A 14,556-nucleotide genomic window follows, 5' to 3' on the forward strand; every position below is an offset into this window, starting at 1 on the left:
AGTTGAAGTCGCCTGCATTCAGGCGGCGCAGTGAAGTGCGCCGTCATCGTAGCCGCATGGCCGCTTTCGGCGCCTCGCTCTCCGCCCTCCTTGTCGCGTTTGCCGTGGCCGGCGCGCTCGGCGTTGCCTCGCCGACACCTGCCGCAGCGCAGGGCTTCACCTATAATCCGCGCCCGCCCAAGCCGCCCCGGCCGCCGGCCAAGAATGACGGGCAGATGCTCGTTCAGGCGACCGAGGTCGATTACGACTACAACAATCAGCGCGTGTCGGCGGTCGGCAACGTGCAGATGTTCTACAACGGCACGAGCGTCGAGGCCGACAAGGTCATCTACGACCAGAAGACCAAGCGCCTTCATGCCGAGGGCAACATCCGCATGACCGATGCGGAAGGCAAGATCACCTACGCCAACATCATGGACCTCAGCGACGACTACCGCGATGGTTTCGTCGATTCGCTGCGCGTGGACACCGAAGACCAGACACGGATGGCGGCGACCCGCGCCGATCGCTCGAGCGGCAATTACACCGTGTTCGAGAACGGCGTGTACACCGCCTGCGCGCCTTGCAAGGACGACCCGAAGAAGCCGCCGCTCTGGCAGGTCAAGGGCGCGCGCATCATCCATAACCAGCAGGAGAAGATGCTCTATTTCGAGAACGCCCAGCTCGAGTTCTTCGGCGTTCCGATGGCGTATCTGCCCTATTTCTCGACGCCCGATCCGACCGTGAAGCGCAAGAGCGGCTTCCTGATGCCGAGCTTCACCACTTACACGGCCTTCGGCGTCGGCGTCGAAATCCCCTATTACTTCGCGCTCGCGCCGGACTACGACGCGACCTTCAACCCGCGCATCACCACGCGGCAGGGCGTGCTGCTGCAGGGCGAATTCCGCCAGCGCCTGATGAACGGCAGCTACGCGATCCGCGCCTACGGTATCGACCAGCTCGATCGCGACGCGTTCAAGGGCCTACCCGGCGACCGCCAGTTCCGCGGCGGCATCGAGACCAAGGGTCAGTTCGCGCTGAACGACAAGTGGACCTGGGGCTGGGACGGCGTGCTGCTGTCCGACTACTACTTCATGTCCGACTACCGGCTCGCCCAGTACAAGGATCCGTTCGGCTCGTTCTTGTCGCTGCCGACCGAGGCGATCTCGCAGCTCTATCTGACCGGCGTCGGCAACCGCAGCTTCTTCGACGCGCGCACGATCTATTACCTGAGCTTCTCGGGCAACCAGAGCTCGGTTCCGATCATCCATCCGGTGATCGACTACAACAACGTGATCAACAGCCCGATCTTCGGCGGCGAGTTCAGCTACAAGATGAACTTCACCAGCCTGAGCCGCGAGACTGCGGTGTTTGATCCAGTCACGACGCTTGCCAACACCAACAGCCTGTGCACGACCGCGTCGGCCGATCCGATGGCGCGGCTTCCGTCGCAGTGCCTGCTGCGCGGCATGCCGGGTACCTACACCCGCCTCACCGTCGAAGCGCAGTGGCGCAAATCGTACACCGATCCGCTCGGTCAGATCTGGACGCCGTTCGCCAGCGTCCGCGCCGACGCGATCAACGCCGACATCTCGAACCAGCCCGGCGTATCCAACTTCCTTCCGGTCGGCGACACCCAGGCGGTCCGCATGATGCCGACCGTCGGCCTCGAATACCGCTATCCGTTCATCAACGTGCAGCCGTGGGGCACGACCACCGTCGAGCCGATTGCGCAGGTCATCGCTCGCCCGAACGAAACCCACGCCGGCAAGCTTCCGAACGAAGACGCGCAGAGCATGGTGTTCGACACCAGCAACCTGTTTGCGGTCGACAAGTTCTCCGGCTACGACCGCGTCGAAGGCGGCGGCCGGGCCAATGTCGGCGTCCAGGCCACCACCCAGTTCGACCGCGGCGGCACCATCAATGCGCTGTTCGGCCAGTCCTATCAGTTGTTCGGGCTGAACTCGTACTCGGTTGCCGATCTGACCAACACCGGGGTCGATTCCGGGCTGCAGCATTCGCGCTCCGACTATGTCGCGCGCGTCGGCTATTCGCCCAACCGGACCTATACGTTCAGCGTGCGCGGGCGCATGGATGAAGCGACGTGGAACGTCAACCGGTTCGAGGCCGAAGCCCGCGCCAATTTCGACCGCTGGTCGGTCAGCGTGATGTACGGCAACTACGCAGCGCAGCCGGAACTCGGATACCTGACGCGCCGCGAGGGCATTCTCACCAACGGATCGGTCAAGGTGGCGTCCAACTGGGTGCTCCAGGGCGGCGCGCGTTGGGATCTTGAAGCCAACAAGATCAACCAGTACATCGTCGGCGCGGGCTATGTGGACGACTGCTTCGTGCTGGCAGCCAACTATATCACGTCATATCAGTACACTGCCGGCAGCACGCCGCCTGTCCTCAGCCACGCTTTCATGTTCCAGATCGGCCTGCGGACCATCGCAACTTCAACCACGTCGAGCAGCTCTGCCGGCCTTCAGTAGCGTGGAACAGAAGCTGGATTGCCCGCGCTTGGCGGCTCCAGCATGAACGGGTTGAAATGGCTCATACGACCATGACGACAGCTAACCTGCCAATTCGCCGCTCTTCGCTGCTGCTGGGTTGCATTCTGGCCCTCACCCTCTTGGCGGGAGGCGGCACGCCGACGCACGCGCAGACCATCGCCGTGATGGTGAATGGCGAGCCCATCACCAATCTCGACATCGAGCAGCGCGCCAAGCTGAATGCGCTCACCGGCAACAAGGAGTCCAACCGGCAGGCCATTCTCAACGAGTTGATCGACGAGAAGGTGAAGATCAAGGAAGCCAAGAAGTTCGGCGTCGATCCCTCCGCCAGTGACGTCGACCAGTCCTATGGCGGCATGGCGCAGCGGATGCGGCTCAATGGCGACCAGCTCACCAAGGTGCTGGAGAGCAAGGGCATCCGGCCGGACACGCTGAAGCAACGCATCAAGGCCGACATGGTCTGGACCAACCTGGTGCGCGGTCGCTTCAAGGAAAGCCTGCAGATCGGCGAGAAGGACGTCGCCGCCGCAGCCAAGGAAAGCGGAGAGGCCACCGAAGCCGAGGCCTTCGAATACCGGATGCAGCCGATCGTGCTGATCATTCCGCGCGGCGCGCCGCAGGCCGAATTCGAAGGCCGACGCAAGGAAGCGGAGAGCCTGCGCGAGCGGGTGACGAGCTGCGAGGAAGCCAACTCCTACTTCAAATCGATGCGCAACACGGCGATCCGCGAAATCGTCGTGAAGACCTCGGCCGACCTGCCGCAGCAGCTTCGCGACATCCTGGACAAGACCCCGATCGGCCATCTCACCGCCCCCGAGGTCACCAAGCAGGGCATCGAAATGGTGGCGCTGTGCGGCAGGAAGGCCACCACCGTGGACACGCCGAAGAAGCGCGAGATCCGCGACAAGATGTATGTGCAGAAGTACGAGGCGAAGTCCAAAGCCTACCTGCAGGAAGTCCGCAAAGCCGCGATGATCGAATATCGCTGATGGCCGGCCCCCTCGCGCTCACCTCCGGCGAACCCGCAGGCATCGGACCCGACATCACCCTCGCCGCCTGGCAGCGGCGCAACGACCTCAATCTCCCGCCGTTCTATCTGCTCGGCGATCGCGCCTTCATAGCCGAACGCACAAAGGCGCTCGGGCTTGCCGTCGAGCTCGCCGAAGTCAGCCCCGAAGAGGCGACCGCGGCGTTCGCGCGCGCTCTGCCCATCGTGGCGACAGGCAAGGTGGCGACGGCGCGGCCGGGCGAGCCCGACGAGACGAGCGCCGACGCTGCGCTTGCCTCGATCCGCCAGGCGGTCGCAGACGTCCGCTCCGGCAGGGCAAGCGCCGTAGTGACCAATCCGATCGCCAAGAACGTGCTCTATCGCGCGGGCTTCCGTCATCCCGGCCACACCGAATACCTCGCCGAGCTTGCCGCCAATGGCGGCCGCGCGCCACAGCCGGTGATGATGCTGTGGTCGCCGACGCTTGCCGTCGTACCGGTGACGATTCACCTCTCGGTCCGCGAAGCCTTGGCGCAACTCTCGACCGACCTGATCGTATCGACCGCGCGCATCGTGGTTTCAGACATGAGGGCGCGCTTCGGCCTCGCCAATCCGCGCCTTGCGATATCAGGCCTCAATCCGCATGCCGGCGAAGACGGCACGCTCGGAATGGAGGACGTCGAGATCGTCGCCCCGGCGGTCGAGATCTTGCGCAGCGAGGGCATCGCCGCCCGCGGACCGCTGCCCGCCGACACCATGTTTCACGACGCCGCGCGCAAGACCTATGATTGCGCGATCTGCATGTACCACGACCAGGCACTGATCCCGATCAAGACCGTCGCATTCGAGGACGCCGTCAACGTCACGCTCGGATTGCCGTTCATCCGGACATCGCCTGATCATGGCACCGCGTTCGACATCGCCGGGTCCGGCAAGGCCAATCCCTCGAGCCTGATCGCCGCTATCCGGCTCGCCGCGCGCATGGCCGCGGCCGCGCCTTAAGTGAGCGCGATCGACGATCTGCCGCCGCTGCGCGACATCATTCGCGAACACTCGCTGTCGGCGCGCAAGTCGCTCGGGCAGAATTTCCTGCTCGACCTCAACCTCACCGCACGGATCGCGCGTGCCGCCGGCCCCCTGGAGGATCAGACCGTGATTGAGGTCGGGCCCGGCCCCGGCGGATTGACCCGCGCCCTGCTCGCGCTCGGCGCCAGGCGCGTGATCGCGATCGAGCGCGATGAACGGGCGCTGGCCGCACTCGACTACATCGTCAAGCGCTATCCCGGCCGCGTCGAGATCGTGCATGGCGACGCGCAGCGCTTCGACCCGCGCCCGCTGCTCGACGGTGGCAGGGCCAAGATCGTTGCCAACCTGCCCTACAACATCGCGACCCAGCTCCTGGTCGACTGGCTGTCGATCGAGCCGTGGCCGCCCTGGTACGACATGATGGTTCTGATGTTCCAGCGCGAAGTCGCCGAGCGCATCGTCGCGCATGAGGACGAGGAGGCCTATGGCCGGCTGGCCGTGCTCGCCAATTGGCGCGCCGAAACCAAGATCCTGTTCGACATCTCGCCGGCCGCGTTCGTGCCGCAGCCCAAGGTGACATCGTCGGTGGTACGATTGATACCGCGCGCCGCACCCGAGCCCTGCGACCGGCGGATGCTCGAACAGGTCGCCGCCGCAGCATTCGGCCAGCGCCGCAAGATGCTGCGCCAGAGCCTGAAATCGCTGTCGGTCGATCCCGCGCGGCTCGCCGCTTCTGCCCAGATCGACGCCACACGACGCGCCGAGACCATTCCGGTTTCGGGCTTTGTTGCCATGGCGCGGGAATTGGCCGATATACGGTCCACAAAATAGAACATCTCTCAAGGAGAAACCGAATGACGCGCATGGTTCGCCAATCCCTCGTCAAGTTCGATGCGCCGTTGTGCGAAACCATCGTCGACACCCCGAAGCCGCAAGGACGCGAAGTCCTGGTCCGCATCGAACGTTGCGGCCTGTGCCATTCCGATCTCCACATCCAGGACGGCTACGCCGATCTCGGCGGCGGCAAGAAGCTCGACACCACGCGCGGCATGACCCTGCCCTTCACGCTCGGCCATGAGATCGCCGGCGTGGTCGACGAAGTCGGTCCTGACGTTCCGCAGGACCTGATCGGAAAGAAGAAGGCCGTCTTCCCGTGGATCGGCTGCGGCCAATGCCGCGACTGTCTCAATGGCGACGAGAACCTTTGCGTCAAGCAGCGCTTCCTCGGCGTCTCCATCGACGGCGGCTTTGCCACCCACGTGCTGGTGCCCGACGCGAAGTACCTGCTCGACTACGATCCGCTGCCGGTCAACCAGGCCGCGACCTTGATGTGCTCGGGCGTCACCGCCTATGGCGCGCTCAAACGGCTGGTCGACCGTCCGCGCCAGCGCAACCTGCTGCTGATCGGCCTCGGCGGCGTCGGCATGATGGGATTGTCGTTCGCACAGGCCATGTTCAAGCAGAAGATCACGGTCGCCGATCTAAGCCCCGCCGCGCGCGAAACCGCGCTGAAGAACGGCGCTGCCGCCGCCTACGATCCGGCCGAGCCCGATGTGGTCAAGCGCATGTTGAAGGAGAGCGACGGCGGCTTCGACGGCGTGGTCGATTTCGCCGGCAACGAGAAGTCGATGGCGTTCGCGGTGTCGACCGTGGCGCGCGGCGGCAAGATCGTCGTGTCCGGCCTGATGGGCGGCAATTTCAACCTGCCAATGGTGCAATGGGTCTACAAGCGCTTGACCATCGAAGGCTTCATGGTGGGCACGCTCGCCGAAGGCCAGGAGTTGATGGCGCTGGCGCGCGCCGGCAAGATCAAGCCGACGCCGATGAAGGAAGAGCCGATGGCCGACGTCCAGAAATGGATTGACGAATTGCGAGCCGGAAAGGTCGTGGGACGCATTGTCCTGAAGAACTAGCAAAGGCCGACGGCTGCGGCGGCACCAGCACCGGCGCGGCCGTCGCGACCAGCGGCAGTCGGGAACGTTCCGACGGCCGCGGCGGAACCTGGCGTTCCACCAAACAGTAGCATTATCGGATTTTTTTCACAGCGACGCGCCGCAATTGCAGCGGCCGGCGAGCCCCAATTAAGCCCTACCCGCTCCGGATTTGCGGCGCATTGCGACCCAACTCTTTACCGAGATTGGGATCGCCAGCGTTTGCGTAAAAAAAGAAATACCGGGGATGCGTATGTCAAATCGTTCAGCAAAATTTGCTTCGGCGCTTGTCGCCAGCATTTTGGCCGGGGCCAACTTTACTGCCGTTGCCCAGAACACCAGCAAGCCAGCCGAGAGCTGCCAGTCTAGCCCGAAAGGGGCCGCGCCCGCGGGAAGCCACTGGTACTATCACGTCGATCGCGCGACCAAGACGAAGTGCTGGTACATTGGTGAGGCCAAGAACAAGGCGGCAAAGAGCGCAACGGTGCAGCAGCAGGCGTCGCCGGCTCCCGAGGCAACCGAAGCCGACGCCACACCGGTGCAGCCGCAGGCCCAGCCGCCGCAGCCCTTGCAGCAGGCGGAACCGGTGCAGCAGCAGCCGCCGATGCGCAAATCGGTCGCCGACGCGCGTGCCGAGCTGCAAACCAGTGTCGCGCCGGCCGCGACCGCCGACGCCAACCCGACGAGCGGCATAGCGTCCGGCAACAGTTCCCCCACCGCAACGGCGGATGCCAACCCGCAATCACCGGCGGTCACGGCGCGCTGGCTTGATGCGTCGAGCATGGCCGGCACCAACGGAACACGGCTCGCCGCGGCCGAGCCGCCGGCTGCGGTTCAGACCGACATGACGCCGGCGTCGGCTGGCGCCGCCGCACCTGCCGCGGTGGAACAACCGGCGGAGAAATCGCCCGCGTCGACCCAGATGCTGCTGATCGTGATGGTCGGCGCGCTGGCGCTGGCGGGCCTGGTCAGTACCCTCGTCTTCAGGCTGACCCGCACCCGCACGCCACCCTACGAGATCCGCGACGAGTGGCGGGCGCCGTGGGACTCGATTCACACCGGAGGCGCGAACCCGACGCCACCGGACCGGATGCGTCCCCTTCGCCTGTCCGAGGAACGTCCGCAGCTGTCCGCGATGCCGCCGCGCCGCGCCGAGCCGCCAATGCCGCGCCGCGAGGGCGTGCGCGACACGGACGAGGCTGACGAAGCAACCCGGCAGATCACGGCGATGCTGCAGCGGCTGGCGCGAAGCGCGGCAACCTGACGCGGATTAGGTCTCGAGCTGACGCTGCAGGCCGCGGACAAACTCGGTGAGCCCGGTGCGGCGCTCGCGCTTGAGCCGCTCCGCCTTCAGTATCGACTGCACCTCGGCGAAGGCGTCATCGACGTTCTGGTTGACGACGATGTAGTCGTACTCCGCCCAGTGGCTGAGCTCGTGGGTGGCACGATTCATCCGCCCGCGGATCACCTCCGCGGAATCCTGCGCGCGGGTGTGCAGGCGCTTCTCGAGGTCGGCAGCCGACGGCGGCAGGATGAAGACGCTGACCACATCGGCGCGCGCCTTCTCGCGCAATTGCTGCGTGCCCTGCCAGTCGATGTCGAACAGCACGTCCTGGCCGGCCGACAACGCGGCCTCGACCGGCAGTCGCGGCGTGCCGTAGCGGTTGTCGAACACGGTGGCCCATTCCAGCAGCTCGCCCTGCTTGGCCATCGCCTCGAACTTCGCCTTGTCGACGAAGAAGTAGTCGCGGCCCTCGACCTCGCCCGGCCGCATCGGCCGCGTCGTCGCCGACACCGACATTTTCAGTCCCGTCATCTGGTCGATCAGCATGCGCGACAGCGTCGTCTTGCCGGCGCCCGAGGGCGACGACAAGACGAACATCAGTCCGCGCCGCTCAACGCCGTCAAAGCCTTTCGCCGTCATCGCTCACTCCAGATTCTGGACCTGCTCGCGGAACTGCTCGACCACGTTCTTCATCTCGAGGCCGGTGTTGGTCAGCTCGACATCGTTCGATTTCGAGCAGCAGGTGTTGACCTCGCGATTGAATTCCTGGGCGAGGAAGTCGAGGCGCCGTCCGACCGGTCCGCCCTTGCCGATCATCTCGCGCGCCTGCGCGACATGGGAGGCAATGCGGTCGAGCTCCTCGCGGATATCGGCCTTGGTGGCAATCAGGATCGCCTCCTGATTGAGCCGGTCGGCGTCGAAGCGGTCGGAGGTGTCGAGCAGCGCCGCGATCTGCTCGGCAAGCCGCGCCTTGATCGCTTCGGGCTTGCGGCCGGGAGCGGCCTCGGCACGCTTGGCAAGCCGCTCGATCTCATCCATGCGCTGAATCAGGACCTGGCCGAGCGCTGTGCCCTCGCGGCGCCGCATCTCGACGAGGTTACCGAGCGCCTCTTCGAAGGCCTTCGCCGCCGCATCGCGCGCCGCCTTGTCCTCCTCCTCATTGCTCTCGGGCTCGACCACCTCGATGACGCCCTTGATACCGAGCAGGCCGTCGATGCTGGGCGCCACCGCGTCGATCCGCTGCGCCAGCGCGCCCGCGACCTTCACGACCGCGGAGAGCACGTCCTCGTTGATCCGCACCGTCTGCGCCGCATCGGTGCGCTTGACGGTCAGATTGGCGTAGACCGTGCCGCGCGACAGCACCTCGCTGGCCCGCTTCTTGGCAAAGGCGTCGAGTTCGTCCCAGCCTTGCGGCAACCGCAGCCGCAGGTCAAAGCCCTTGGCGTTGACCGACTTCAATTCCCACTCGAATGTGTAGGGACCGCTTGCGCCATGGCTTCGGGCAAAGCCAGTCATGCTCGACAGCGCCATCACGTAAACTCTCCGACAAAAGGTATGGGACCGGCTGGAGCCTTTGGGACTCGCTTGGGTCGGTTCAAGGATAAAACGGTTTCCGTGAAAGTGGAATTACGTTCCACCCACGGGAAAGCCGCAGGTTAACGCTGCACCACCGGCGGCGTCGTGGTCTGCTGTGCCGCGCCCTGGCGAGCCGCCGGCGCCGCGGAGCGGGGGGGCTTCTTCTGATTGCCGGGCTTCGGGGTCGCTGCCGTCGGGTTGGTGTCGGCAGGCCCGGGCGCCGCAGCGGCCGGCGGCGGCGCATCATCGGCGGGCTCGACGGTGTCGTTCTGGATCTGCTTTTCCATCGTCCGCAGCTTGGCGACGTTCTTGGCGTGCTGGTCGTAGGTTTCGGTGAAGGCGTGGCCGCCGGTGCCGTCGGCAACGAAGAACAGGTCGCGGGTGCGCGCCGGGTTGGCGGTCGCCTCGAGCGAGGCGCGGCCGGGATTGGCGATCGGCCCGGGCGGCAGGCCGTCGATCACATAGGTGTTGTAGGGCGATGGCTGGGTGATCTCGCTGCGCTTGATCGGGCGGCCAAGCGTCCCCTTGCCGCCGACCAGCCCGTAGATAATGGTGGGATCGGACTGCAGCTTCATCTTCTGCCGCAGGCGATTAACGAACACCGCAGCTACACGGCTGCGCTCGTCGGCGCGTCCGGTTTCCTTCTCGACGATGGAGGCCAGCGTGATCAGTTGCTCCGGCGATTTCAACGGCGAGTCCGGATTACGGCGATCCCAGATCTCGGCGAGCACGCGCTTCTGGGTCTGCTGCATGCGCTGGATCACCTGGTCGCGCGTGGTGCCGCGCGGGAATTTGTAGGTCTCCGGCAGCAGCGTCCCTTCGCGCGGAATCTCGCGCACCGAGCCCGTGAAGATGTCGTTGTCGGTGAGCCGTGCCACGATCTGCTCGGAGGTCAGCCCCTCCGGAATCGTCACCGCGTGCTGCACCACCTTGCCCTCGACGATGGTGGCGATGACATCGCGCAGGCTGGCATTCTTCAGGAATTGATATTCACCGGGCTTCAGGTCGGAGCTCGCCTTCAGCGCAAACACACCGCCGATGAAGATCCAGGGATTGACGTTGATGACGCCCTCACGCTGCAGCACGTCGGCGATGTCGCGTTTCCCGGCACGGGCCGGTATGTTGACGACCTTGTCCTCCTGCAACGGTCCCGGTGATTCCAGCGTTTGCCGGCCGTAATAGTACGCCGTGCCGGCGCCGATCATCAGGATGATCAGGATGGTGATGATGGCGTTGCCGACCACCACGAACGGATTGCGGGCACGCTCCGAGCGCTTCGGCGGCGGCGGAACCTGTTCCGGCTCCAGCGCGGCTCGCGGACTCCTCGGTGAAATGGGCGGCCTCTCACTCATCGATGCAAACCAAATCCTGCCGGTTCAATCGTGGCCTGACAAACCCCTGCCCTGCCAATAGCATACGCCCGCTCTTAGGAGTCACCGCGGAATACGGCAAAACGGTGGAGACGTTCTAAACACTTAAAGCATGATCCGCAGAAGGATGTGGCGGTTTTCCGAGAAGATCATGTTCAAACAACAAGCTAAAGCGCGATGTTGATTCATCCAAGCTTGATCGCGCTTCAGTTCGCTACGCGCTGAAGGATCACGGAGGCGTTGGTGCCGCCGAAACCGAAGGAATTTGACAGCGCCACATTGATCTCGCGCGAGCGCGAATTGTGCGGCACCAGATCGATCGCCGTTTGGACCGACGGGTTATCGAGATTGATGGTCGGCGGCGCGACATTATCGCGAATCGCGAGGATCGCGAAAATCGCCTCGATCGCGCCGGCGGCACCAAGCAGATGCCCGGTTGCCGACTTGGTCGAGGACATCGACACCTTCGACGCGGCGTTGCCGAGCAGCCGCTCGACCGCGCCGAGCTCGATCTCATCGCCGACCAGCGTCGAGGTGCCGTGGGCGTTGATGTAGTCGATATCGGACGGTGTGAGGCCGGCTCGTTTCAATGCCATGCTCATGCTGCGGAAGCCGCCATCGCCGTCCGGCGACGGCGAGGTGATGTGATAGGCATCGCCCGACAGGCCATAGCCGGTCACCTCGGCGTAGATCTTCGCGCCGCGCTTCTTCGCGTGCTCGTACTCTTCGAGCACCACGATGCCCGCGCCCTCGCCCATGACGAAGCCGTCGCGGTCCTTGTCGTAGGGACGCGAGGCCTTCTGCGGCGTCTCGTTGAAGCCGGTGGAGAGCGCGCGCGCCGCGCAGAAGCCGGCCATGCCGATCCGGCAGATCGGCGATTCGGTACCGCCCGCCACCATCACGTCTGCATCGCCGAGCGCGATCAGCCGCGCGCCATCGCCGATCGCATGCGCGCCGGTCGAGCACGCGGTGACGACCGAATGATTGGGGCCCTTAAGGCCGTGCTCGATCGAGACGTAGCCGGACGCCAGATTGATCAGACGACCCGGAATGAAGAACGGCGACACCTTGCGCGGCCCGCGCTCCTTCAGGACGATCGCAGTATCGGCAATGCCCGAGAGGCCGCCGATGCCGGAGCCGATCAGAGTGCCGGTTGCGCATTTGTCTTCCTCGGTCTCGGGATGCCAGTTGGCATCGTCGAGCGCCTGCTTCGCCGCGCACATTGCGAAAATGATGAAGTCGTCGACCTTGCGCTGGTCCTTCGGCTCCATCCACTGATCGGGATTGAATGTGCCGTCGGTGCCGTCGCCGCGCGGAACGAGGCACGCGACCTGACTCGGCAGGTCGGAAACCTCGAACGTGTCGATCTTGCGCGCGCCGCTCTGGCCGGCAAGGATGCGCGTCCAGGTGGTGTCGACGCCACAGCCGAGCGGCGTCACCATGCCCAGCCCCGTGACGACCACTCGCCTCATATCAATATCTCCGGCCCGCAATGGGCGGCCAATAATAAGAAACCGGGGGACCGTTCGACAACGGTCCGTCCGGCTCCATCAACTGCCGCGAAAGGCTCAGCTCTTCGCGTTCTTCTCAAGGAACTTGGTCGCGTCGCCGACGGTCAGAATCGTCTCTGCGGCGTCGTCGGGAATCTCGCAACCGAACTCTTCTTCAAAGGCCATCACGAGCTCGACCGTGTCGAGGCTGTCGGCGCCGAGGTCGTCGATGAAACTTGCGCTATCGACCACCTTCTCGGGTTCGACACCGAGGTGTTCGACCACAATCTTCTTAACCCGCTCGCCAATCTCACTCATCGTTCAACCTCGTTGTTCCATTGGACCCGACCCCAAGACGATACGAGCCATCGTGGTCGTCTAGATTACTCAATCGCGCATAGTCTTGATTCGGCCCGGTCGTAGCCGACTAAGCCCCGGCGAACGGCAGGCGTCGCCCCGCCAAATATACAGGGTTTCATATTCCTGCAATGGCGTTCTTTGCCCATCCGTGGGGGGTTCAGCTACCATACTTCCCAAGCCTTGACTACACGCCTGAACCGGCTTCCGGAAACGGCCTTTCGCCGCATTGCGAGAGCCAGTAAGCGGCTCAAATCATAGCCATTCCACCGTTGACGTGAATCGTTTGTCCGGTGACGTAGCCGGCCTCGTTGGAGGCCAGATAGACCGCCGCGGCGGCGATGTCTTCGGGCGTGCCGAGCCGCGCCGCAGGAACCTTCGCAAGGATGGTTTCGCGCTGCTTGTCATTGAGCGCATCGGTCATCGGCGTCTTGATGAAGCCCGGCGCGATGCAGTTGGCGGTGACGCCGCGCTTGGCATATTCGGCCCCCAGCGTCTTGATCAGGCCGATGATGCCGGCCTTCGACGCGGTGTAGTTGCCCTGCCCCGGATTGCCGGTGACGCCGACGATCGAGGTGATCGCGATGATGCGGCCGAAGCGCTTGCGCATCATCAGTTTGGTCGCGGCGCGCGCCAGGCGGAAGGTCGCGGTCAGGTTGACGGCGATGACGTCATCCCAATCCTCGTCGCGCAGCTGCACGAACAGGTTGTCGCGGGTGATGCCGGCGTTGGCGATGAGAATTTCGACCTGCCCCATCGCCACCTCGGCAGCCGGGACCAACGCTTCGACCTCAGCCTTGTCGGAGAGATTGCAGGGCAGCACGTGGACGCGCTCGCCGAGCTTGGCGGCGAAGCCGTCCAACACCTCGCGGCGCGTGCCCGAGATTGCAACGGTCGCGCCCTGCTTGTGCAGCGCCTGTGCGATCGCCCCGCCAATGCCGCCGGTCGCGCCGGTGACGAGCGCCGTCTTGCCTGTCAAATCGAACATGGAAATCTCCTCTCGGCTGCTTACTTCGAAGCCGCCAACGCGTCCTTGGCCGCAGCAATGTCGTTCGGACCGCCGACCGAGACGCCGACCGCGCCGTCCGCGATACGTTTGACCAACCCGCTCAAGACCTTGCCGGCGCCGATCTCGAAGAACCGCGTGACGCCCTGGCCGGCCATGTAGGCGACCGACTCGCGCCAGCGCACCGTGCCCGTGACCTGCTCGACCAGGCGACGACGGATCTCGTCGGGATCGGTGATGGCGGACGCCAGCACGTTGGAGACGAGCGGCGCGGCCGGCGCCTTGATGGTGACGCCGGCCAGCGCCTGCGCCATCGCGTCGGCCGCCGGCTGCATCAGCTTGCAATGGAAGGGCGCCGACACCGGCAGCAACATCGCGCGTTTTGCCCCCCTGGTCTTGGCAATCTCGACGGCACGATCGACCGCCGCCTTGTCGCCCGAGACCACAACCTGCCCGCCGCCATTGTCGTTGGCGGCCTGGCAGACCTGGCCCTGGGCGGCCTCGTTGGCGACCGCCACCGCGGCCTCGTAGTCAAGCCCGAGCAGCGCCGCCATCGCCCCGGCCCCGACCGGCACCGCCTTCTGCATGGCCAAGCCGCGGGTGCGCAACAGCCGCGCGGTGTCGCTGACGGTCAGGCTGCCGGCCGCGGCCAGCGCCGAATACTCGCCGAGCGAGTGCCCGGCGACGAAGGCCGCGTCGCGGCCGACGGAGAAGCCGGCTTCGCTCTCCAGCACCCGCAAGGTGGCGATCGAGACCGCCATCAGCGCCGGCTGGGCGTTTTCGGTGAGTTGCAGCGTCTCGGCCGGACCGTCCCAGATCGTCGCGGTCAGCTTCTCGCCGAGCGCCGCATCGACCTCGTCGAACACCGCCTTAGCCACGGGATAGGCATCGGCCAGGGCCTTGCCCATGCCGACCGCCTGCGAGCCCTGCCCGGGAAACGTGAATGCTGCCGTCATCGGCGCTCCCTACCTCGTTTGAGCGTGATCTCCGCGCAAACGCGTTCCGCGTTTGTCGCAGGGAAAAACGGTGTCCG

13 protein-coding genes are annotated in these 14,556 nt (G+C 65.0%); 6 read left to right on the forward strand and 7 right to left on the reverse strand.

Going from position 1 to position 14,556, the window contains the following annotated elements; genetic code table 11:
- Positions 1-56 precede the first annotated feature (56 nt).
- The 6 genes from ACFFWD_RS02370 to ACFFWD_RS02395 all read left to right on the forward strand — a co-directional run bounded on the left by ACFFWD_RS02370 (position 57) and on the right by ACFFWD_RS02395 (position 7,704).
- Positions 57-2,474 carry an LPS-assembly protein LptD gene (locus tag ACFFWD_RS02370; protein ID WP_376961110.1) on the forward strand — a complete coding sequence of 806 codons (2,418 nt, stop codon included), beginning with the start codon at positions 57-59 and terminating at the stop codon, positions 2,472-2,474.
- Positions 2,475-2,530: 56 nt separating this feature from the next.
- Positions 2,531-3,484 carry a SurA N-terminal domain-containing protein gene (locus ACFFWD_RS02375; RefSeq protein WP_376961047.1) on the forward strand — a complete coding sequence of 318 codons (954 nt, stop codon included), beginning with the start codon at positions 2,531-2,533 and terminating at the stop codon, positions 3,482-3,484.
- Positions 3,484-4,485, forward strand: coding sequence for a 4-hydroxythreonine-4-phosphate dehydrogenase PdxA (gene pdxA / locus ACFFWD_RS02380; protein WP_376961049.1), 1,002 nt, complete (start codon positions 3,484-3,486; stop codon positions 4,483-4,485). Before ACFFWD_RS02375 ends, pdxA begins: the two co-directional genes overlap by 1 nt.
- Positions 4,486-5,340: a 16S rRNA (adenine(1518)-N(6)/adenine(1519)-N(6))-dimethyltransferase RsmA gene (gene rsmA / locus ACFFWD_RS02385; protein ID WP_376961051.1), complete on the forward strand. Its 855-nt coding sequence runs from the start codon at positions 4,486-4,488 to the stop codon at positions 5,338-5,340.
- Positions 5,341-5,363: 23 nt separating this feature from the next.
- On the forward strand, positions 5,364-6,422 hold the full coding sequence (locus tag ACFFWD_RS02390) for an alcohol dehydrogenase (protein WP_376961053.1): 1,059 nt from the start codon (positions 5,364-5,366) through the stop codon (positions 6,420-6,422).
- A 271-nt stretch (positions 6,423-6,693) separates the two neighbouring features.
- Positions 6,694-7,704: a hypothetical protein gene (locus ACFFWD_RS02395; protein WP_376961055.1), complete on the forward strand. Its 1,011-nt coding sequence runs from the start codon at positions 6,694-6,696 to the stop codon at positions 7,702-7,704.
- A 6-nt stretch (positions 7,705-7,710) separates the two neighbouring features.
- Here ACFFWD_RS02395 and gmk read toward each other — a convergent pair whose 3' ends face one another.
- The 7 genes from gmk to fabD form a co-directional block, all read right to left on the reverse strand.
- Positions 7,711-8,364, reverse strand: a complete 654-nt coding sequence (gene gmk, locus ACFFWD_RS02400) for a guanylate kinase (RefSeq protein ID WP_376961057.1) — start codon at positions 8,362-8,364, stop codon at positions 7,711-7,713.
- 3 nt (positions 8,365-8,367) lie between these two features.
- The gene (locus tag ACFFWD_RS02405) at positions 8,368-9,255 is read right to left on the reverse strand and encodes a YicC/YloC family endoribonuclease (RefSeq protein WP_376961112.1); all 888 of its coding nucleotides are present in this window, start codon (positions 9,253-9,255) and stop codon (positions 8,368-8,370) included.
- Positions 9,256-9,380: 125 nt separating this feature from the next.
- A complete protein-coding gene (gene mltG, locus ACFFWD_RS02410; RefSeq protein ID WP_376961059.1) occupies positions 9,381-10,652 on the reverse strand; it encodes an endolytic transglycosylase MltG in 1,272 nt (423 codons plus the stop codon).
- Positions 10,653-10,876: 224 nt separating this feature from the next.
- Entirely contained in the window at positions 10,877-12,142 is a 1,266-nt protein-coding gene (fabF, locus tag ACFFWD_RS02415; RefSeq protein WP_376961061.1) for a beta-ketoacyl-ACP synthase II, read from the reverse strand.
- 96 nt (positions 12,143-12,238) lie between these two features.
- Complete coding sequence (locus ACFFWD_RS02420; protein WP_002716125.1) at positions 12,239-12,478, reverse strand: acyl carrier protein; 240 nt, start codon at positions 12,476-12,478, stop codon at positions 12,239-12,241.
- Positions 12,479-12,767: 289 nt separating this feature from the next.
- Positions 12,768-13,505, reverse strand: coding sequence for a 3-oxoacyl-[acyl-carrier-protein] reductase (gene fabG / locus ACFFWD_RS02425; RefSeq protein WP_376961066.1), 738 nt, complete (start codon positions 13,503-13,505; stop codon positions 12,768-12,770).
- A gap of 20 nt (positions 13,506-13,525) precedes the next feature.
- Positions 13,526-14,479 carry an ACP S-malonyltransferase gene (gene fabD, locus ACFFWD_RS02430; RefSeq protein ID WP_376961068.1) on the reverse strand — a complete coding sequence of 318 codons (954 nt, stop codon included), beginning with the start codon at positions 14,477-14,479 and terminating at the stop codon, positions 13,526-13,528.
- Positions 14,480-14,556: the final 77 nt, after the last annotated feature.

The organism is Bradyrhizobium erythrophlei, assembly GCF_042430365.1.
Lineage (GTDB): Bacteria > Pseudomonadota > Alphaproteobacteria > Rhizobiales > Xanthobacteraceae > Bradyrhizobium > Bradyrhizobium erythrophlei.